Origin of the sequence: Thermococcus sp. PK, assembly GCF_000430485.1 — an archaeon.
Classification (GTDB): Archaea; Methanobacteriota_B; Thermococci; order Thermococcales; family Thermococcaceae; genus Thermococcus_A; species Thermococcus_A bergensis.
In genome coordinates, this window is the sequence record NZ_KE387149.1 from 372,849 (window position 1) to 393,446 (window position 20,598).

General features: G+C 42.1%; 17 protein-coding genes. 15 read left to right on the plus strand and 2 right to left on the minus strand.

Annotation, left to right across the window (positions count from 1 at the left end; genetic code table 11):
* Window positions 1-230 precede the first annotated feature (230 nt).
* The 14 genes from THEPK_RS03970 to THEPK_RS04035 all read left to right on the plus strand — a co-directional run bounded on the left by THEPK_RS03970 (window position 231) and on the right by THEPK_RS04035 (window position 18,516).
* Entirely contained in the window at window positions 231-1,589 is a 1,359-nt protein-coding gene (locus THEPK_RS03970) for a hypothetical protein (protein ID WP_042698617.1), read from the plus strand.
* Window positions 1,590-1,699: 110 nt separating this feature from the next.
* Window positions 1,700-2,434: a hypothetical protein gene (locus THEPK_RS03975; RefSeq protein WP_042698620.1), complete on the plus strand. Its 735-nt coding sequence runs from the start codon at window positions 1,700-1,702 to the stop codon at window positions 2,432-2,434.
* Entirely contained in the window at window positions 2,434-2,592 is a 159-nt protein-coding gene (locus tag THEPK_RS12970; protein WP_156882138.1) for a hypothetical protein, read from the plus strand. The genes THEPK_RS03975 and THEPK_RS12970 overlap by 1 nt, the downstream gene beginning before the upstream one ends.
* Before the next feature lie 50 nt (window positions 2,593-2,642).
* A protein-coding gene (locus tag THEPK_RS12525; RefSeq protein WP_156882084.1) for an IS982 family transposase occupies window positions 2,643-3,514 on the plus strand; the annotation gives its coding sequence in 2 pieces (ribosomal slippage) (window positions 2,643-3,069 and window positions 3,069-3,514; 873 coding nt in all).
* Between the two features lie 249 nt (window positions 3,515-3,763).
* Entirely contained in the window at window positions 3,764-3,898 is a 135-nt protein-coding gene (locus THEPK_RS13660; RefSeq protein ID WP_255346946.1) for a hypothetical protein, read from the plus strand.
* Between the two features lie 3 nt (window positions 3,899-3,901).
* Window positions 3,902-5,737 (plus strand): hypothetical protein, encoded by a 1,836-nt coding sequence (locus THEPK_RS03995; protein ID WP_042698623.1) that lies wholly within the window; start codon window positions 3,902-3,904, stop codon window positions 5,735-5,737.
* Complete coding sequence (locus THEPK_RS04000) at window positions 5,734-6,324, plus strand: hypothetical protein (protein ID WP_042698626.1); 591 nt, start codon at window positions 5,734-5,736, stop codon at window positions 6,322-6,324. The genes THEPK_RS03995 and THEPK_RS04000 overlap by 4 nt, the downstream gene beginning before the upstream one ends.
* Window positions 6,325-6,936, plus strand: a complete 612-nt coding sequence (locus tag THEPK_RS04005) for an SNF7 family protein (protein ID WP_042698630.1) — start codon at window positions 6,325-6,327, stop codon at window positions 6,934-6,936.
* A gap of 58 nt (window positions 6,937-6,994) precedes the next feature.
* Complete coding sequence (locus tag THEPK_RS12530) at window positions 6,995-10,021, plus strand: outer membrane protein assembly factor BamB family protein (RefSeq protein WP_083965028.1); 3,027 nt, start codon at window positions 6,995-6,997, stop codon at window positions 10,019-10,021.
* A gap of 2 nt (window positions 10,022-10,023) precedes the next feature.
* A complete protein-coding gene (locus tag THEPK_RS04015; RefSeq protein WP_042698632.1) occupies window positions 10,024-11,205 on the plus strand; it encodes an ATP-binding protein in 1,182 nt (393 codons plus the stop codon).
* A gap of 2 nt (window positions 11,206-11,207) precedes the next feature.
* Complete coding sequence (locus THEPK_RS12535; RefSeq protein WP_198011285.1) at window positions 11,208-13,790, plus strand: protein kinase domain-containing protein; 2,583 nt, start codon at window positions 11,208-11,210, stop codon at window positions 13,788-13,790.
* Entirely contained in the window at window positions 13,787-15,388 is a 1,602-nt protein-coding gene (locus THEPK_RS12540) for a PEGA domain-containing protein (RefSeq protein ID WP_083965030.1), read from the plus strand. The genes THEPK_RS12535 and THEPK_RS12540 overlap by 4 nt, the downstream gene beginning before the upstream one ends.
* A 183-nt stretch (window positions 15,389-15,571) precedes the next feature.
* Window positions 15,572-17,230, plus strand: coding sequence for a serine/threonine-protein kinase (locus THEPK_RS04030; RefSeq protein ID WP_232194528.1), 1,659 nt, complete (start codon window positions 15,572-15,574; stop codon window positions 17,228-17,230).
* A 719-nt stretch (window positions 17,231-17,949) separates the two neighbouring features.
* A complete protein-coding gene (locus tag THEPK_RS04035) occupies window positions 17,950-18,516 on the plus strand; it encodes a hypothetical protein (protein WP_042700546.1) in 567 nt (188 codons plus the stop codon).
* Between the two features lie 2 nt (window positions 18,517-18,518).
* Here the strand turns inward: THEPK_RS04035 and THEPK_RS04040 are convergent, their stop codons facing one another.
* Window positions 18,519-18,965, minus strand: a complete 447-nt coding sequence (locus THEPK_RS04040) for a hypothetical protein (protein WP_156882139.1) — start codon at window positions 18,963-18,965, stop codon at window positions 18,519-18,521.
* Complete coding sequence (locus THEPK_RS04045; RefSeq protein WP_156882140.1) at window positions 18,896-19,519, minus strand: hypothetical protein; 624 nt, start codon at window positions 19,517-19,519, stop codon at window positions 18,896-18,898. Before THEPK_RS04045 ends, THEPK_RS04040 begins: the two co-directional genes overlap by 70 nt.
* 218 nt (window positions 19,520-19,737) lie before the next feature.
* Between THEPK_RS04045 and THEPK_RS04050 the strand changes: the two genes are divergently transcribed.
* Window positions 19,738-20,262 carry a hypothetical protein gene (locus THEPK_RS04050; RefSeq protein WP_042698641.1) on the plus strand — a complete coding sequence of 175 codons (525 nt, stop codon included), beginning with the start codon at window positions 19,738-19,740 and terminating at the stop codon, window positions 20,260-20,262.
* The last annotated feature ends 336 nt before the right edge of the window (window positions 20,263-20,598 follow it).

Sequence of the window (20,598 nt, forward strand, 5' to 3'; positions counted from 1 at the left end):
GATGAGTGTCAAAAAGACCCAATTTTTTGCATACTTTTTCCCCAAAATTTTAAAGATAGGAAAGGATAAAATATGCACTATTTCTTAGTTTTTCATACTATTATCCCAGTTGTTGCTCCAAGATGACTACAATAATTATACATCATCGGTTGTATTGTATGAAAGACCGATATGTTTATTAATAATTTTGTTGATAATATTAAACAGTAAGTTCATACTGGGTGGTGTCCATGAGGAGGAAGGTGTTTTCCCATCAAAAGGATTCACTTGAATCCTTCACTGATACAGATGCTGTGATCATAATGCTAAGTGACTTCGACGAATATAAAGAAGAGCTGGTCAAACAAAGACAAAATGGCCAATTGACCGTTGGAGCTTTCCAAAATAAGTCATCAGCCATAAACGTTTTCATCGAATATTTACTCAAAACTAAAAACCCAGAACAAACAGCTAATGGTGAAATAAAGATCACAGCACGTGATGTATATGTTGCGTTTAATGAATACATTAAAGAACGACGTCCAGCACGTCATACCCTCCAAACCTATCTTTACTACACTCGTAAAGCCCTTGAACACATCTTGCTCAAGAAATACAATCTTCTTCTCTCGAAGACGCTTGGAATTGAAGTCTTTGACATTGACTTTTACTTAACACAGCTCTCGAAATCCACCTTACGATCAAAAGGAAGTCAACTAAAGGCATTTAAAAAGAAAGAAGAGAGTAAAGTCATTAGTGACGAAAGAGTTAAAGATGCCCTAAAATGGCTTGCAATTCTCAGGCAGGAAAGAGATAGTATGGCAGTTGAAAAACTGCGATTAGCAACTCTGATCGTATTATTGACCGGAGCAAGAGGCACAGAAGTAAATGACTTACAATTTGAGGTGCGAGTCAATGAGGAAGTTTTAAAACAAATTGATCTCCGAAAAGGCATTATATACTTCCACAGAAAGAAATTAAAGGCAGACGACGACAAAAACTTTACCCCAGTTTTCATTCACCCATTACTAATCGAAGAGCTCAAAATATTCAAGAAGAAACACATTCTTGATCCAACACAACCGATTTTCGGGTACTACTCTTTAGATAAAACATTCAAGAATTTTTATACTCCCAATAGAGCCTTTAAAAAACGAACTCAGCTAGAAAACCTCTACAGAAAATATGAGTGGCTCAGAAATTATGAACCTCAAAAGCCTATTATCACGGTAAAAATGTTCCGAAAATATTTTGATAGTTATCTTCAAGATAAAATCTTTGAACTCACAGGAGAAAGAACTGTTACCACACTATTTGGCAAAGGACTTGAAGCATTGGACAAAATGAGGAGATATAAAAATTACCTCCTCGGACGAGCTGAAGGAGTGGACTTTCTGCACTATATCTCAATAACAGAGGACAAGAGGTACTCTTCCAAGCTCAAAAAACTCAATAAGATGCTCATTGACGGGCTTATTGACAAACTAATGCCCGAACTATTATATGTGCTTAGTGAGGAGACAAGAACAAAAATATTATCCAATAATAGCGAAGTTTGGAAGTTTTCGGAGAGCTTATCTGATTCTCCACTTTATAGCCACTATGGATAAGGTTGATCTATGTTCACTAACTCTCCACATGCTCCCTTAACAATCTTTTCTCCATTTTGCCGAAAAGTATTTAAGGATTAAAAACAAACATTAATAGTCATGGTGATACTATGACGAACAATGATGTTGAACTTTCTCGACTCTGCGGAATAATAGAAAGGGAGTCCAAAAAACTTCGAGAATCCTTAACTATCAGAAATGAACTTGAGAAAGAAGTTCTTCTAAACACGTTAAACGTCATTGAAGGAGTTCTCGCGAAAATAAGTGCACTAAAAACAGACGACTTGGACTTCAGGGCTAACCAAGTGGCTTTACAAGCGGACATCTCAAATTTAAGAACTGCCTTGGAGAAGAGCAACATTTACGGCCGAGAATACTTAAAACGGCAAGCCCAGTATCTTGCCGATAAACTCGATGCTTTACTTGTGAAAGTAAAGCCAAAAGGATTTCTTCCCAAATTAGCCGAATTCATAGCAAAACACCCACAGTTTTCAGAAAACTGGGCTGTTGCGATGTGCTACCTCGGAGCTATGGAAGTTGCATTGAACGGATTTTTAAGGAAATTCAATGTGGATTTGGAGGAATTAGGCGTCCAAAAACATGGAACATACGACTACACATTTGCTGATAAGTATTATGGGTTTGTCAGGTATTTACACATGCATAACATTCATGTTCCTAAGCTAGAGGCAGAACTTCCTAGAATATTCTACAGTATACGAAACAAAGTAGTGCATGAGGGGTACTCTCCCAGTGATGAGGACTTAGAATTCATAATAGAATACTCTGAAAGAGTTGTTGACCTAATAGAAGCTGCTGAGAAGAAGCTAAATGGGGTGTTGTAATGAAGTACCTTTTTATTGTTGATTATGAAGACGACGCAGAAAGAAAGCGAATTGATTACCTTTTGGAGAAATGGCAAGAACGTGCGAGGATCTTAAAGCCTAGAGGTCTAACTTTTATCATTGACACCGAAGATGTAAGTGAATTCGCAGAACCCTAGTTCCCATTAGATCGTTAGAGTTATAAGCACTTAAGTCTTTTGGTTGATTGGTGGTTGTTATGAACTTTCAGCAGGAAATCCTGATCATAAAATCCGAAATCTATCCGATAATCAGCAAACACTACCCGAAAAACACTCACAGGGAAATAATCAGCCTCTACGACCTAATAACCTTCGCAATACTAGCACACTTGCACTTTAACGGAGTTTACAAGCACGCTTACAGAGTCCTAATCGAAGAAATGAAGCTGTTCCCCAAAATCAGGTACAACAAACTAACAGAACGCTTGAACAGGCACGAAAAACTCCTGCTCCTAGCGCAGGAAGAATTATTCAAAAAACACGCCAGAGAATACGTTAGAATACTGGACTCAAAGCCCATTCAGACCAAGGAGTTGGCCAGAAAAAACAGGAAGGAGAAGAAGGGTTCTTCAGAAATCATCTCTGAAAAGCCCGCAGTTGGGTTTGTTCCCTCTAAAAAAAGTTTTACTATGGGTACAAGCTGACCTGTTACTCTGATGGGAACCTGTTGGCTTTGCTGTCCGTTGATCCGGCAAACAAGCATGATGTGAGTGTTGTCAGGGAAAAGTTCTGGGTGATTGTTGAGGAGTTTTCTGGCTGTTTTCTGTTTTTGGATAAGGGTTACGTTAGTAGAGAACTTCAGGAGGAATTCCTGAAGTTTGGCGTTGTTTACACGCCGGTGAAGCGGGAGAATCAGGTTAGTAATCTGGAGGAGAAGAAGTTTTACAAGTACTTGTCTGACTTTCGCAGGAGGATTGAGACTTTGTTTTCGAAGTTTTCTGAGTTTCTTCTGAGGCCGAGCAGGAGTGTTAGTTTGAGGGGGTTGGTTGTCAGGATTTTAGGGGCGATTCTGGCCGTGAATCTGGACAGATTATACAACTTCACAGGTGGTGGGAACTAGGGTTTCGCAGAAGAACTTCTCTCAAAGCTAAGTCCAGACTCTTCCAAAAAGGTAAAAGTCTTTTCACTGCATGAAAGAGATTTACAAGCCAATATTCAACCTAACGAGCTGGTTCTCGAATATCATAGCAAAGAATCCGCAGAGGTCGTTAAAAAACTCTTAGAATACATATTCTCCAAGAACAATATTCGTTATTACTCCTCAGATATTCGCTCTGCGAAGTACTTTACTCTGACCAGAAAGGGCCGTGTGGACATTGAATTAACTCTCAAGCCTAAAGGCAGTGAAACCAAGATAAAGTTAGTGCTTTCGGGTTATGGGGATGCTGTAGACTATATCGGTAAAAAACTGGGGGAGGAAATTGAATCCCTCGTGGGGGTATGAAAGGTGGGGATCTTCGATGATGGAGATGTGGAATGTGTTAAAAACCTATTAAAGCCTGCCGAAAGGGTCCTGAAGCAGGGCAGAGACATCTTGGTAGAAGACTTTGCCCAAAGGGAGCGCTTATGGTATGAAGTGAAAAGAGCATATGACAGCTACTTGGACGGCTTCTGTGGGGGTTTTCTGAAGGATCTAGATAACGCATTCAGGGCCAAGTTTGAAGCGGCTTTGGCAATACTCGCGTGGAGTTTTGAACAAAATGGTGAAGCATTTTATCCCGCAAAGAAGAGGTTCACAGAGGAAGAGCTTCAAGTGGTCGATGAAATCTTGAAGTACAACATATTTGAGATAATGACGAAGGACGACATCCTGACGAAGCTTTACAGAAGGGATTCTGAGGTTCTGGAGTTGCTGAAGACTTATTACCTCGGAATGGACAAATGGGTTGAGGAGCAACTTAACAATCCCAACATAAAACTTCCCCTAAGGTATTACTTTAAGAGAACCTGGGAGAGATACAAGGGAAAACTTAACGATGCAATTAACGAGGCCAACAAATATGACTGGTTTAGGACGTTGCTCGAAGAATGGGAGAAAGACAAGAGAGAAAGTGTTGATACGGTGAGGTCAATTTATGAACAAAAGGTTCAGGAACTTAGGAAACATATTGAAGAGCTTACAAAAGCGTTTGAATATGAGAAGGAAAGAATAGTTCAAGAAATTTCGCGTGCAAGCATGGAAGAGATAGAAAGACTGGAAAGGGAAAAGCAGGAACTAATTGAGCGTTTTGAAAAAGAAAAGGAGGAACTTGTCAAAAAACTTACTGAATTGAAAGATAAGGAGCTTCAAGAAAAGCTTCAGGAAGAACTTGAAAAGGCCAGAGAGAATATGCTAAGGGAAGTAAAAAGGTTAGAGGAGGAGATACAGCGCAGGAGCATCGAGTTAAAACAGAAAGAGATGGGGCTCAAGAAAAAGGAGCTTGAACTGGCGGAAAAAGATCAGGAACTGCGCAAGAAGATAGATGAAGTTCTCAAAGCCTCGGAGAATCTTGAAAAAGGATCCCGCCTTGTTATCAGGGAGGATGCTAGGATACAGGAGCTGAACTTTTTGGGGAGGTTGAAGAGCAAGTTCAAGAATGAAATAAAACTTCTAGGCAAAACTTACAAGATAGAGGAACTTAACGAAAAAATTGGTGAAGATGTGTCCAAGTTCGCATCAAAACTCGATGAAAAAACCCTAAAGAACTTGCCGGAGAACAGGTATTTGGAAGTCAAGATAAAGGAGAAGAAACTTCTTGGGAGCAAAGAAAAGCTCTTCTTAAAGGCTTATTACCTAACGAGGGTTGATAAGCTTGCAGATTATGGGTTTGATACTGATCCATTAGAGCTCGCAGATATAAACGCTTATCTAGTTGATGCAAGGGATTCTTCAAAGAACGAGCGCACAATCCTAGTTATTGCAACGCCTCTAGGCTTCGAAGAAAGAATAAAAAAATACGTCAATTCTGACCAGTTCCACCAAAACTTCTACTCTGAGAACGTCTCGTTGCTTTTGCTTGACGTTGAGACAGGAGAGGTCATCTACAATCCGAATGACAAGTATGCAAAGGCTCTCGCTCCGCTGGTACGCATGGAGCTCGATGAAGAAGTCTATGCCAAAGTAAAGGAATGCATACGAGGGAAACTCTCCGAAAGAGACTATTTGCCCTTTGAAGAAGTGAAAGACTGTGGGGATGAAGCTTACGTTAAGAAGGCGTTTTATGAAGTTGCCAATGAAGAGAATGGTGTTGTTAAGTATATCGATGGTTTTGGACTAGTATTAATGAAGGGGGTTAGAAAATGAAAATATTGGATAGGTTTAGGAAAAACCCTGTCGAAAAACTCTCCCTAAGGGAGCTCCAAGAGGAAGAGATAAGGCTAAGAAACCGCTTGGAAAGAATGAAGAAGGAAATAAACAACATAGAGAGGAAGAAAAAGCAACTCTTCCAGGAAGGAGTCGGAGCAGATGTCTTAAAGAAGAAGATGCTTGCTCAGGAAATTAAAAGCCTCGACCTTGAAGAAAAGCTCAAGCTCAGGGACTTTACAACGGCTCAGAGGCAGTACACGTTAGTTAAAAATCTCATCATTGTGAAGAAGTATGAGAAGGAGTTAAGAAAAATAGGTATATGGGACAAGTTAGCCAAAATTGCGCCCGAGCAACTTGAGACTGCCTTGGTAAAGATAAACCTCGATGGAAAGGAATTCGATGAGATGGTCAACAGCCTCAACAGAGTCTTTGAAATGGAAGTTGCTGAGTTTGAGGCTACAGAGGATCAGACAGAAAAAGAGCTTCTTCAAGCCTGGGCGATGGTTGAAGCTGGGGAGGCAGACACAGAGGAGGCGTTTGAAAAGGTTAAGGAAAAAGAGTCAAAGGAGCTGGAGGAGTTGTGAATGGCTCTCTTTTCCAGATTTTTTGGCAAGAAAAATCCGCTTGACATTCCATTGAGCCAGTTGAGGGAAACCCATGTTAAGTTGGACATGCAGATAAGAAAAATAGAGGCAGAGATGCTTGAAATTGACAGGCAAATTGCACTTCTTTTTGAGCAGGCAAAGAAAGCCAAAAGCAAGGCTGAAGAACTGACCATAGCCACCAAAATAAAGACTCTCAACCAGAGGAAGAAGAATCTGCAGAACACTCATTTTCAATTGAACAAGCAGATGATGCTCGTGAGCAACCTTATGATAATCAAGGAGAATGAGGCTATCTTGAAGAACACCCCTACGTGGAAGATTCTGCATGAAATGTCTCCTGAAGAGCTGGAGCAACGTTTGACCGAAATGCAACTGGACACTCAAAATTTGAATGAGAATTTAAACCAGATGCTCGGCTACACCGATCAGGCTCTCTCTACTGGAGTTGAATTCGAGACCGATGAAGAGCTTGCGGAGATTTTGGATACGATTAGGGCTGTTAAGGAGGGCGAACTTGAGCCCGACGTGGCTGCAGAGAAGGTAACTGGGGAGGAGAGGAAAAAGAAGCATCTGGAGCTTGAGGAACTTTGATTTTTCTGTTCTTTCTGGTTAAATCATATAAGAAGTTGGATAGATAGGTGAAGAGGATATGAAAAAGTCCTCATTTAGGGCATTGAGTGCATTGCTAATAGTGATGTTCCTAGTAGCTAATCCAGCTTTGGCTACTGAGTGGCTGGTGTATAAAAACAATTCTCACCATACTGGTGTCGCAACTGAAGCGATAGAACCTCCACTCGAGCTTTTGTGGAAGTTTGAGACTGGTGGGTCAATAACCTCATCCCCAGTAGTTTCTGACGGAGTTCTTTATTTTGGTTCTGCTGACTATCACGTTTATGCCCTCGATTCCCTCACAGGTGAATTAAAGTGGAAGTTTAAGACAAACGGTAGGATTGACACTTCCCCCGCACTGTGGAATAGTACTGTTTATGTTGCTTCCCTTGATGGAAACCTATATGCACTGGACGCAAAGACTGGAAATCTAAAGTGGAAATTCGAATCTGTAGGTCAAATACTTTCGTCACCTGTGGTTGAGTATGGACTTGTCTTTTTTGGAGCTACTGATGGGTCTGTTTACGCCCTCAATGCTACTACCGGACAAGAGGAGTGGGTGTTCAAAACTGGCGGAAAAATAGAAACCTCGCCAGCAGTTTATGGCCAACTCCTAATAGTCGGTTCTTATGATGGAAAAGTGTATGCACTAGAGGCTAGGAGCGGAATACTTGTCTGGACAGTAGATATAGGCGAACCAGTTACTTGTGGAGCAATAGTGGCTGACACAAACACTATTTATTTTATATCCGGTGCTAAGTATTTATATGCTGCTGAGGTGGCAAGTGGGAATGTTACGTGGAAAAAGGAGATTGCACTTAGAGATACAGGATATACTAAACCCCCAACTGAAGTTACGACATATAAAGGATACACAGGGAAATTCTCTCCAAGTGTTTTAGGTGGAACAGCATATGTTGTGTATTACCGGAATTTGTACAAAGTCAACGCATGGACAGGAAAAAGCTGGAGAGAAGATCATTACTATTTCCAAGCTGTTGACACTCAAAACGGCCAAACCAAGTGGCAATTTGAAGTCGGAGGACCCATACAGAACGCGCCTGTGGTCTCAGGAGCCACAGTATTTTTTGGCTCGGATGATGGTTATTTGTATGGCCTCCACGTGGACACTGGGGAACTTAAGTGGAAGTACTTAATTAACACTAGCATCCGCTCTTCTCCAGTTATTGCCAACAGAATGCTTTACATAGGAGCTGACGATGGTCACCTTTATGCTTTTGCGTCCGAGGACGTGATATCCATTTATTCGGACATTACATCCACGAGACAATTAGTTGACGAGCTTAGAGCCGAGGGTATATCCATACCCAGCAGTGTCGAAGAGACGATTTTATCTGTAGAGAACCTGCTCAGAGTAGGTGACATTGACAGTGCTAAAAGTCTCACTGCATCTTTGAGGAATATCCAAGAAGAACTGAGTATGATAAACGAGACAAAACACTCCATAATAGAGGCTGAGGCACTTCTAACTCAACTGAAAGCAGAAGGTGTTAATAACACTGAAGCCGAGCGTCTTCTTGAACAGGCAAAAGCCATGTTTGACTCCGGAGATTATACAACTGCAAAAAAACTTACAGAACAAGCTGTTTCTCTCCTCACTCTCAAAAATGGCCAAGGGAATGCCGAAACTGCCATTTTTGAAATGAAGAATCTTCTAGGGGCAAAAAAAAGCTATCTTTATTTACTGATCGTCATATCAGTTTTATTCCTTATTGCCATTTCTATAACAAAAACGAAAAAAACAAGAGGGGAACAGAAGCAGATAAAAAGAGAAAAAGCTTATCTTTTCCAATTAGACATCACAAGAGGAAGAAGACTACCGAGAACGACTCAAAAGAATAAGAAAACACAAAAGACAACAAATCGTCTTCTCTCAAATATGAAAGATTATTTTCCTAACTTCCCCTCTGAACTCTTAGACAAGTATGAACCCTTGGAATTCCTTGGCGAGGGTGGTTTTGCCAAAGTTTACAAGGTTAAGAGGAAGAGTGATGGTAAAGTTGTCGCCCTAAAAATCCCAAGAATTGATGAAAAAACTAGCTCGCTCTTTCTAAAAGAAATAGCCGCTTGGTATTACCTAAACCATCCCAACATTGTAAAGCTCTACAAAGCGGATATATTCCCAATTCCATACCTCGAGATGGAATACGTTGAAGGAGCTAAGATTGACGACAAAATTGTTCGGGACTTGGACAAATACCCCAAACCAGTTGACGAAAATACCGCTTTAAAACTCATCGTAGGCATTGCTGAGGGTTTGAAACATGCTCACTCGAAAGGAATCTGGCATCTCGATTTAAAACCCCTTAATGTACTTCTCAAACGTGACTTGACTCCCAAGATAACCGATTGGGGCTTAGCGAAAATAAGTACAAGGAGCTCTCTTTCAACCAACAGTGGCTACTCACCCCTTTACGCAGCTCCAGAACAGCTTGACGAGGAGACTTATGGGGTTCCAGATCATAGAACCGACATTTATGGCCTTGGTATTATCTTCTACGAACTGTTAACTGGCAAGCTTCCTTACGAGGGGTATTCACCAGGAGCAGTCGTTGGTAAGATTCTAGCAAAGGACATCAAGCCCACACCCCCATCGAAGATTAACCCTGCTTTAGCCAAGTACGATGGAATCTTTGAGAAGCTTTTGGCAAAAAGAAAGGAGGATCGCTACCAGTCCATTGAGGAATTCCTACAAGCTTTAAACGCTCTGGAAGCCCTCCACAAGGAGCGTGAAGAATTAAAGAAAAGCCTCAAAGAGACCAAGCAGACGCTAAAAAAGAGTCGCTCAAAGGAGGAGATCCAGAAGCTCACAAGAGAGGCAGTTGAAAAAACTGCAAAAATTGCGCTTTTGAGTGCTAGGCTCAATGATAAGGCCGAGCTCTTAAATGCTCTCGAGGATTTAAAAGTTTACACAAAGGAGAACCTCGACGAGCTGTTGAATGCTATCTCTCAAGTTGAGGTTATGATTAAGGAAGCTATTCCCCTTAGCGATGAATTTGTTGAAGGGCTTAGAGTTTTGCTCCACAGAATTGAGAAGGAGGTTTAAAAATGCCCGTAGATTTGTCCGGTCCGCTGTTGAGTGAATTTGAAAAAACAAAGAAAGAATTCGACAATGCCGTTTCCAAGGGGGATATGGAGACCGCAAAGAAAAAGGCCTTGAAATGTGCCAGCTTATTAAGACAGCTTGCAAAACAAGTCCCATATAATGCCGAATTTTACTTGAAAAAGGCAAAAAAGTGGGAGAAAGTTGCCAAAGATATTGAGAGTGGAAACTTCGGCAAGAAAGCCGTTATCAGTGCCGAAGGTAAGAGAACTAAGGAAGAAGGTTCCGAGGAGGACGAGTTTAAAGAATACGTTAAAGGGCTGATAGCTAGATCAAACGTCACTTGGGGAGACATAGGAGGGCTAGAAGAGGTAAAGGTCTTGATGATGGAGACTGTGGTTATTTCAGCTTTGCAGAGACCCCAAGCTATTCAACCGTGGAAGGGGATACTCCTCTTTGGGCCGCCAGGGACGGGTAAGACCCTCCTCGCTTCAGCAGCAGCAGGAAGTTTAAACGCCACATTCTTCAACGTTAAGGCTTCAAACGTCCTGAGCAAGTACTTCGGCGAGTCGAGCAAGATAATAAGCGCTCTATATGAAGTTGCGAGGGAAAAAGCCCCATCAATAGTCTTTATCGACGAGATTGATGCTTTAACTACCAAACGTTCAAACGATACCAGCGAGGCCTCTAGGAGGATGCTCTCTACACTGCTTACAGAGCTTGATGGGTTCCAAGACAAGGGAGGTGATTTGCTAGTTCTAACGCTAGCTGCCACAAATACTCCATGGGATCTTGATGAGGCAGTTCTCTCGCGCTTCCCGCGCAGGATTTACGTACCTTTGCCAGATGAGAAGGCCACGAAGGAAATCATTAAGATTAACACCCGTGGATTGGACATTTCAAGGCTTGACTTGGATGCCATAGCTGAGGAAAGCGTGAGGAGGTTTTATTCTGGAAGGGACATAAGAAATCTCTGCCAGCAGGCCATATGGAACATGATAAGGGAGGAGAACAAGGACTTGCACAGGCTCGCTTCCCTGCCCTTCGAGGAGCTGAGGAAGCGCTCTTTGAGGACGAGGCCGCTTGAGATGAGGGACTTTGAGGAGGCCTTCAAGAAGATAAAGAGTCCGCTGACGCGGAAGGACATTGAGCGGTATGAGAAATGGGCGGAGGAGTTTGGGGGGTAATGATGATGAAGGCCGTTCACAGAAAAATCATTGCTTTTTTAGGCTTTGTTATTTTGTTTTATGCTCCATTAGTGAGTAGTGCTGAGCTTGCACAATATTACTGGGGCTATAACGTTGGAGATACTGTATTAACAGCAGTAATTTCTCCAGATGGAAATTACGTTGGAATAGGAACCTCCCAAGGCTATGTTTTTCTTTTTAACAAAGCTGGAGAAGTAATTCTTAAATATAAAACGGAGGATCAAGCTGATGACGTTGCAATGACTCCCAGTGGGGATCTAGTAGTTTATGACAATGCCGACTACATTTATTATTTTAAAGGCTCACAACTATACTGGAGATACAACCCAAAAGAAGGTGGTGCTGGCAGTTCAATTGACATTTCTTCCGATGGGCGGTATATTGTCGTAGGTAGTACAAGTGATTGGGTGTATCTCCTAGATACCTCAGGGAATCTACTATGCAAGTATGACACTGGGCCCGGATTGCTTACAGACTGGGATGTCTATGTAGTCAGGATTAGTAACAATGGAAATTTCATTGCGGCGGGAAATGCCCATGGAGTTTACTTTTTATCAAAAACGTGCACACTACTATGGACCGAGGAACTAGGTAAAGTCCAATATTTAGACATGCCTGATGACGGAAGCTATGTAGTAGCTGCTGTAGGGAATACAGTATATAAGTTCACAAAGCTTGGGTCATTAGATTGGGAAATAACTACCAGCGGGGATGTGACCGCGCTTAGAGTTAGTAGTGATGGAAAGTACATTGGAATTGGGGATAGCACAGGGAAAGTGTACCTTTTTACAAAAGAAGGAGCAAAATTGTGGGAATACAACACCGGTTCCAAAGTCACCACCATAGACTTGTCTAGTGGTGAGTCTAACGTTTTAGTAGGATCTTCTAATGGAGTTGCTATACTGCTTTCAAACAGGCGAGATACTCTCTGGAGAGCCTCTTTTTCCAACGCAGTGAACTCCGTAGCAATAACTCCTAACAGTCAGTATTTTGCAATAGGAGCGGGATATAGTGTGTATTATTATGAGTTAAGGGGTATTTTGGAAGTTTACACAACTCCTTCTGATGCCGAGGTTTATGTTAATGGTGATTTTATTGGAAAAACTCCCTTAACAGATTATGCAATATCGGCAGGAACTTATCAAGTTTCAATTAGAAAGGAAGATTATCAGGAGATCAAAGAAGTCGTAGCAATATCACCTGGTAAACTAACAACTCTAAATAGGGAACTAAAAATTGTTACAGGGGTAAAGAACGAAAAAATGATCTTAGCAGGATTGGGAATCATTGCACTAGTAGGATTACTAGTTGTAGTATCAAAGAAAAAGAGAAAATCCCAAAAAGACAAGAAGATTGTTACCGAAGCAAAAGAGCTTTTCCCTTCACAACTGCTCAAGAAGTACGAACCCCTCGAATTTCTCGGCGAAGGAGGATTCGCCAAAGTTTTCAAAGCTAAGCGTAAAAGCGACGGTAAAATAGTTGCTGTAAAAATCCCCCGCATAGATGAAAGCACAAGCAAGGTCTTCCTGAGAGAAGTAGGTACGTGGCTCCACTTGAATCACCCAAACATTGTCAAACTCTATGAGGCAGACATCCTACCGGTCCCCCATCTGGAAATGGAGTTCGTTGAAGGTGTTGATCTCAACGGGAAAACAATTAGATCCTTGGAAGAATACCCCAAGCCCACTGAGGAAGGCCTTGCACTCAAATTTACCAAGGGCATTACCCAGGCCGTGAAATATGCCCACTCCCAGAACGTTCTCCACAGGGATATTAAGCCATTAAACATCCTCCTCAAGCACGATTTAACGCCAAAGTTAACCGATTGGGGGCTTTCAAAGATAGGAGTCACTACCTCTTCGAAGACCGCCGCCGGCTACACGCCACTGTATGCGGCTCCGGAACAGTTGCTGCCGAGCCAGTATGGCCACACCGACTACAGAACTGACCTATACCAGATCGGAGCGGTACTTTACGAACTATTAACGGGACGGCCACCTTATGAGGGCCACTCCCCGGCGGAGTTGATAGGGAAAATAACCGACCCGGACTATATTCCAAAGAAGCCCAGTGAGTTCAATCCAGAGCTCTACATTTTCGATAGTTTCTTTGAAAAGGCGCTGGCAAAGAGAAAAGAGGATCGCTTCCAGAGCGCCGACCAGATGTTACAGGCCCTTGAAGAGCTCGAAAGGCTCGTTAAGAAAAGAAAAGAGCTCAAAGAGACGGTGAAAGAACTCAGGAAAACCCTTAACAGAAGTCAGCTTGAGCTGAAGAAGAGTAAAAGCACAGAAGAGGCTAAGCTGAAAACTCTCGAAATTCTTGACCTTTACCAGAAACTTGCCGCGCTTTACTGCGAGCTCAATTCGAAATCGGAGCTACTAGAGATTCTTGAAGGCCTCAAGTACTACACGAGAAAGGATGACCTAAAGAGAGATCTCGAAAAAGCCGAAGAATACCTGAGATCATACATCGAAGAGAACCTTCCAATTGGAGAAGAGTTCGCCCAGAAGCTCAACGAACTGATCTCTCACATAAAGGCCGAAGTAAGGGGTGAAATCCCATGAAAAAAGCTATTTTATTGGCTTTTTTATTTTTACTTTTCAGCAATTCTGTTGAGGCAGGGATTATTGAAGTTATCACCTTTCCAGAAAACGCCAGTGTGTATGTTAATGACAAATACTACGGCCAAAGTCCGTTAAATATCCCAATAAACCCAACAGGAAGACACTACGAATTGATTATTGAAGTTAAAAAAGAGGGATATTTACCAGAAAATAGAACACTACCCATATCTCCTGATATTTTTGATGCTCTCATACCAGTTGAATTTAACCTAACCCCATTAAACGGAACACTTTACGTCTGTTCTAACCCATCCCATGCTCCTGTTAAAATAATTGGAGTTAACGGTTATGAATTTGTTGGCAAAACTCCACTCAATGTCTCTTTAAAACCTGGAAACTACACCATGGAGATCGCTCTGGAAAACTACTCCCCTTATTCCACCAGCATAGAGATACAGCCAAATGAAACTCTTAAAGTGTGTCCTGATCTCGTTCCACTCAATGGGACCTTGGTAATAATGTCAGAACCCACTAATGCTTCAGTTTACATAAACGGGTCATTTAAAGGCAATACACCCCTAAATCTGAGTGTAGAACCAGGAAAATACATTATCAATGTCACAAAAGACAACTCCTGGAATGCCACATCTATCATAATTAATCCAAACAAAACATATTCTATCCACCTAATAATCCCAAAGAAAGGCCTGCCACTGGGGTTAATTTTGGTAATTCTTCTCGTGATTGTAGGAGGTGGAGTAGGGGTTTATTTCACGAAGTTCAGAAAAGATAGAGGAGAAAGAGTTAATCATAAAGAGCAGGAAAGAGCTCTAAAAAACATCCTTTCAAACACAGTCAAACCTTACATGACCATGAAAACCCCAGATGAAAGGACCTTCGGCATGAGTCACGTGGGGGGAAGAGAGAACAACGAAGACAACCTGCTCGTCCTCAAGCTCCAGGATGCATGCCTTTTGGCCGTTGCTGACGGCCTCGGAGGGCACAACGCGGGAGAGGTAGCGTCGAAGATAGCAGTGGATACCCTAAGGGAGGTCTTCGAAGAAGAGTATTCCCCAGGAATGAGTGATAAAGAGGTCAAAGAACTTCTCATGAAGGCCTATGAGGAAGCCCATAGGAGGATAAAAGAGAGCGCCGTTGGAGAAAGGGAGGGCATGGGGACGACCCTCGTAAGCGCCTTTGTTAGAGACGGGAAGGCTATAATAGCGAACACCGGCGACAGCAAGGCTTATCTGATACGGGATGGGAAAATCCTCGAGAGAACCAAAGACCACTCCCTCGTGCAGGAGCTTTTGGACAAGGGCGAGATAACCGAGGAAGAAGCCAAAAGGCACCCGATGAGGAACATAATCACGAAGGCCCTCGGGGTAGACTTCGGCGTTGACCTCTACGAGTGGAACCTCCAGGAGGGCGACGTCCTGCTCCTCAGCTCCGACGGACTGCACGACTACGTTGACGAGGGAAGAATTATTGAGATAACCTCAAAAGGGAAAAGTGCTGAAGATATTGTAAGAGAGCTGATTGATGCTGCTCTGCCCGTTACGAAGGATAACGTGACGGTAGTTTGTTTGAAACTATGAAGAAGGAGGATTAAAGATATGAAGGTGGTTTTGCCAAAGTTTACTTGGCTTATGAATTTCATGGGAAAAAGATATTGAGCATTAGATGGTTATTAGAAGGTGTTTTAATGCCCCCAATAAAAAACTTTTGGAGTCAAAAACTTATACTCTTTGTAAACTTGGAGATCTTGGAGGTGTAGCACAATGAAAGAAACCTCAAGATCGCAAATCTTGGCTTTTGCTTGGTTCTTGATCTCGTTTATAGTTGTTTCAGTCCTGATGTTTTTCACTTCACTTAAAGATCCACTGCTCAGATATATCTGGTGGTTGTTGAGTATAGCGGCCTCGATATTGGTGGCAAAAAACGGAAAAAAGACGGAAGGTAAAACCTTTGCAATACTGGCGATTCTTTCGGGAGTATTCTTCCTAGGTCTTCATTTGGTTTTGGTCTATCTGGTCGTAAAGTGGATGGAAAGAATGGGAAACTTCGGCATCCAAACAAATGCACTAGAACAAAAAGCTGGAGAAGCCCAAAAGACAACAAGTCCGGAAATAAAGGGAAAACACTCACTAAGTAAATCAGAAATTAGACCAGAACGGTTATTACCTACAAAGAGAGAAACACACCTAAAATCCCTTTCTGGTTTTCTGCCAGAGCTCCTCGATAAGTACGAACCTCTAGAATTTCTTGGCGAGGGCGGCTTTGCTAAAGTATTCAAAGCCAAAAGAAAAAGCGATGGTAAGATAGTGGCTGTGAAAATCCCAAGGATTGATGAGAAGACGAGCAGAACGTTTATACGAGAAGTATCAACTTGGCTTCACTTAGATTACCCAAACATTGTCAAACTCTATGACGTGGACATTCTGCCAGTCCCACATTTGGAAATGGAGTATGTTGAGGGCGTAAAACTTGGGGACAAGATAATTAGGGATTTGGATAAATATCCAAAACCTGTTGAAGAAAACACTGCCTTAAAACTCATCAAGGGCATTGCTGAAGGATTGGCTTACGCACACTTTAAGGGTATCTACCACCGCGATCTAAAGCCCCTCAACGTCCTCCTAAAGAGCGATTTAACTCCCAAAATCACGGATTGGGGACTGGCAAAAATAGGAACCATGAGTTCTGGCAGAAGCGTGTTGGGTTATACGCCACTCTATGCTGCCCCTGAGCACTTGCTTCCCGGTAAGTACGGGCACACAGATGCGAGAACAGACATCTGGCAGTTGGGAGTAATTTTCTATGAGTTGTTAACTGGAAAACTCCCGTTTGAGGGATATACTTACGAGGAAATCTTTGGAAAAATCGTGGATGAAAGCTACAAATTCACTCCACCCTCAGAAATCAACCCTGAGCTTGCTAAGTACGATGGAATCTTTGAGAAACTCCTCGCTAAGAGGAAGGAAGACCGCTACCAGTCAGTTGAAGAGTTCCTCAAAGACCTTGAGAATCTTGGGGAGGCTAAGAAGAGGAAGGCAGAGCTAGAAAAAGAGGCCGAGGAGCTTAAGAAGTCCTTGTCAAGGAGTGTCGCGGCACTAAAGCAAAGCAAGAGCACCGAAGAGGCCATCAGGAACAGGAGGATGGTCGTTGAAACCCTTGGAAAGCTGGCTCTAGTCTACGCTGAACTCAACAGGAAGGCTGAGTTACTCAACACGCTCAACGATCTCAAGTTCTACACGGTGCAAAACCTGAACGACCTCCTCAACGCCATAAACACCGTTGAAACCCTGCTCAAGGAGAACCTACCTGTGGGTGGGGACTTCATCGAAAGGCTAAAGGTTCTGGTCCACAACATCAAACGAGAAAATGAAGAGATAGTTATCGTAAAACAACCGTTCTGCCTACCCGTAAAGTGTGTGTAGGGTGTTAATTTCGTAACGGGTAGGCTTCCAGCCTCCCGTCTTCATTGGCTGGCTTTCGGGGGGAACGGAGACTCCCCACATCTTCAAGGCTCTCGACAGTCCCCATTCGGGCTTGACAAACCCCACATTCTGGGAACTGCTTCACCACAAGGAAGTATAATTAGAGACTATTTAAAAATTACGGAAAACAAAAGAATTCAAAAGTTCCATTTATCACTACCTATGAAACAGCCCCACAAAAAGAGAAAAAATCAGCCAAAAAAGAGGACTGTAGAGAATATCCCTCTAGGGTAATACCTATTGAAAAAGCCAGACATTCTCTGAGATCAAAAATTAGAGCGATACATGTTTGCCTTGATGGAAGATGGCATAGACTTGAAATTCCTGGCGGATATTGGAGCCAGACACTTAGAACAGTTGCAGAGTTCCTGATTGACAAGGGATTCCGAAACCTTCAAGTTGACAGGTTTATTGAAGACAGGCCTGAAAAGTTGGTAAGAGGAGATGGTGCTTGGGATAAGATAGATGGGTGGTACATATATCGCCCCCGTCCTTCTGAGGCCATTGACAAGCTTATAGAGCTTCAAAGAAACCTAGGTCAGAGATATCCAGATAGAGCCGTCAAATTTACTTTAGAAATGTCTCAACCTCAAACATATACAACTTCAAAGTTTTATATTGTATGAGTAATACTACCTACGAGAATGGAGTGTGATATGATGGTCCGCCTCTGGAAGTCTAAAGAGGAAAAGGAAATTGAAAGAAAGGTTAGAATGCGTAAGGCAAAAATAGCCCTCCAACAATACATAAACAACCTCGAGAATTTTAAGCACAGGGTGTTTCTGCAGGGGAAGGAGGCTGCCAAGCTTGGAGATGAAGCCCTGTTAAAGAGAAGTGCTGTCAAATACCTCGCATTAGAGCAGAGGATAAAACAGGCAAAGCGTCTCTTGCTGTTAATGGAAGAGGCCGAGCTTCAGAGAGAGTTAGTAAAAGTTTCCGCCGATTTTATTCAATTTAGCAAGGATATAGTGGCAAGCATTGCGGAAGGTCCTGGGGCAGAGGACGTGGCAAAAATTCAGGTGGAGTTTGAGAAGGCCATGGGCAAGGTAGAAAACATTGATGAAGCTTTAAACACAATGCTAGACTTAACTAGTGAAAGCATATTGACGGGTAATTTTGACGTTGAGACCATTGAGGCTGCAGAAGAGCTTATAGTTTCCTCCGCGGGAAGGGAGCTCGAGCCTGGAAAACGGCTTAAGGAAATAGAGGACATGATGAGGGAGTAGCCTTATACTATGCTAAGTAGGGTGGTGCTATGAGGAGGGCACTGGCGCTCATAATGGTACTTCTCGTCAAATAGAATTACCAGGGTGTTTATACTGCTGGGCCAAACCTGACCAGTAAACGAAAGCTTCCCGCGAGTCCCTGACAATAACCCTACGAGCCTCCTGAAAACTCTGACATAATCACCATTCGTCTCCACCCAGCTCTCATACATTCCATCCGAGACAAAAATTATTCTTCCAGTTCTCCCAGCTGCAATGGTGGCGGTAACGGCGGCAATTTCATCTCGATAAAACTTGAACTTCCCTGGAAGGTCAAGGTAAGTTCTGCCCTCAGGTGTATTAAGGATGACAACATCCCAATCCTTCTTTTCAGAATCTATCAATATCTTTTTGAGTAAATGATTGAATCCCCATGATAGTCCTCCAAGAACGGGGGCTGCTTTGTCCATATCAAATTCCCCTGTCTCCACTTTTTTGCTACTGCCAAGAAGTGAAGTGCGAAAGTCATTGGTGGAATATCAAGATTTTCAAGGACTAGTGGCTCGTCATTTATGGGTATTTGGTTGGCTAGGGTTACTCCCAAGTGTTTTTCGAGGTATTCTTCAACTTCACTTGGGACTGAGTAGTAAGAGTAAAGTTCGGTTTTTGTGCGGGGCATTTCTTTGATTAGTTTTTTGAGCTGGTTGGCGTATTGGTTTGGTTCTTCTTTGTGGATTTTGTGGTAAATTTCGATGAAGTTTATCACGTCTCCTAGGTGCATGATTGTTTTTGGCGCGAGTTTTTTGAATTCTTCTGGGGTTGGTTTTGTTGCGGCTAGTGCTGTTAGTGCGAAGATTCTTGAGAGGTGCTTTTGCCTTATTATTCTCAAGAATTCTGCTTTTTCTTCGAGCGGTATTGGCCCGAAGGCTGTTTTGATTTCTTCGATGTAATCTTCAGTGTACTTCCTCTCGAAAGAGAGGGCATCTTGAAGGTATATTTCATAGAGAGTTCGTTTTCCCGACATCATTCACACCCCCTTTAACATAAACCAAATCAGAACCCTATAATAAATGTTGTTTTTTTCGATTGTTGAACATATGTCTCGAAATAAATTGTAAAATATATTAAGATTATTAGGAATATGTAAAGAAAAGGACCAGCATATCAAGCTCTCCTAAAAAAGAAAGTATGACTTAGAAATATTTTTAAGTAGTTCAAATTAATACTTTTCTGGTGATTTGTATGAAAAAAGATTTCGGGAAAGTGGTTAGATTAACTGAAGATGCATACAACGCTTTAGACAAGATAAAAAAGACCACTAATAATACTTACAAAAAAACTTACTCTTATTCAGACATTGTATTGGCAAGCTCGTTCTTTTTAGATACTCTTTTTGAATTAAATCCAGAACTTGTAGAAAAAGTACTTGATGTCGCTAAAGAGCTTAGAACTAAAAAATCTAAGGAAGGCGAGCTTCCTGGCAAGGTAGATCTCCTTAAAGAGTTAAGAAACAATTTTGGGACGTTTTTTGATGATCTTTTGAATAATCAAAAAAGTGAGTTTTTAACTGAGATTATTGAGCGCTTATTAGATGATGGACACGCAGCAGCGGCAGCTGATCTTATTATTATGTACAAAGAGCTGATCCCTGAAGAGAAATTTAGCTGGCTAACTTATGAAGTTCTCAAGCAAAAGATTGAGGAAGAGAAGAGACAGAAAAAGTTCTTTGAGGAACATACCTTAAGGGAAAATGAGGCAGAGAGGTAACGAGGACAAGGTCTAGCTCTGGGGATTATGCCGATTTTTTCCTAATCCTTTTTTGCCCTACACAATGTCTCCTCTTTCAAATATCAAAACGAATGAAAAAACCTTTCAAAATAAAGGCATTTTTGATTCCCAAAGGCCGCTTTTGCACATCATAAAAAGACTGATACTGTCAGGATAACTGGGGTATCACCTCCTGAAGCCATTCAGTCACATCACCAGGCGGTCCACCAAACCGAGAATGAATTCTAACAAAATTATACCAGAATGAAAACAGAAAAACAAACCTGTGAACCCTCCTCCAGTCTCTAGCCCTGAAGTTATTCCAGAAACGCTTTG

Bases quoted from the DNA above. Each gene is read 5' to 3' on its own strand.
- THEPK_RS03970 (WP_042698617.1), top strand. From the start codon at position 231: ATGAGGAGGAAGGTGTTTTCCCATCAAAAGGATTCACTTGAATCCTTC.
- THEPK_RS04050 (WP_042698641.1), top strand. From the start codon at position 19,738: ATGAAAAAAGATTTCGGGAAAGTGGTTAGATTAACTGAAGATGCATAC.
- THEPK_RS04045 (WP_156882140.1), bottom strand. From the start codon at position 19,519: ATGTCGGGAAAACGAACTCTCTATGAAATATACCTTCAAGATGCCCTC.
- THEPK_RS12970 (WP_156882138.1), top strand. From the start codon at position 2,434: ATGAAGTACCTTTTTATTGTTGATTATGAAGACGACGCAGAAAGAAAG.
- THEPK_RS04015 (WP_042698632.1), top strand. From the start codon at position 10,024: ATGCCCGTAGATTTGTCCGGTCCGCTGTTGAGTGAATTTGAAAAAACA.
- THEPK_RS04035 (WP_042700546.1), top strand. From the start codon at position 17,950: ATGGTCCGCCTCTGGAAGTCTAAAGAGGAAAAGGAAATTGAAAGAAAG.
- THEPK_RS12530 (WP_083965028.1), top strand. From the start codon at position 6,995: ATGAAAAAGTCCTCATTTAGGGCATTGAGTGCATTGCTAATAGTGATG.
- THEPK_RS12535 (WP_198011285.1), top strand. From the start codon at position 11,208: ATGATGAAGGCCGTTCACAGAAAAATCATTGCTTTTTTAGGCTTTGTT.
- THEPK_RS04005 (WP_042698630.1), top strand. From the start codon at position 6,325: ATGGCTCTCTTTTCCAGATTTTTTGGCAAGAAAAATCCGCTTGACATT.
- THEPK_RS04030 (WP_232194528.1), top strand. From the start codon at position 15,572: ATGAAAGAAACCTCAAGATCGCAAATCTTGGCTTTTGCTTGGTTCTTG.
- THEPK_RS12540 (WP_083965030.1), top strand. From the start codon at position 13,787: ATGAAAAAAGCTATTTTATTGGCTTTTTTATTTTTACTTTTCAGCAAT.
- THEPK_RS04000 (WP_042698626.1), top strand. From the start codon at position 5,734: ATGAAAATATTGGATAGGTTTAGGAAAAACCCTGTCGAAAAACTCTCC.
- THEPK_RS03975 (WP_042698620.1), top strand. From the start codon at position 1,700: ATGACGAACAATGATGTTGAACTTTCTCGACTCTGCGGAATAATAGAA.
- THEPK_RS04040 (WP_156882139.1), bottom strand. From the start codon at position 18,965: ATGGACAAAGCAGCCCCCGTTCTTGGAGGACTATCATGGGGATTCAAT.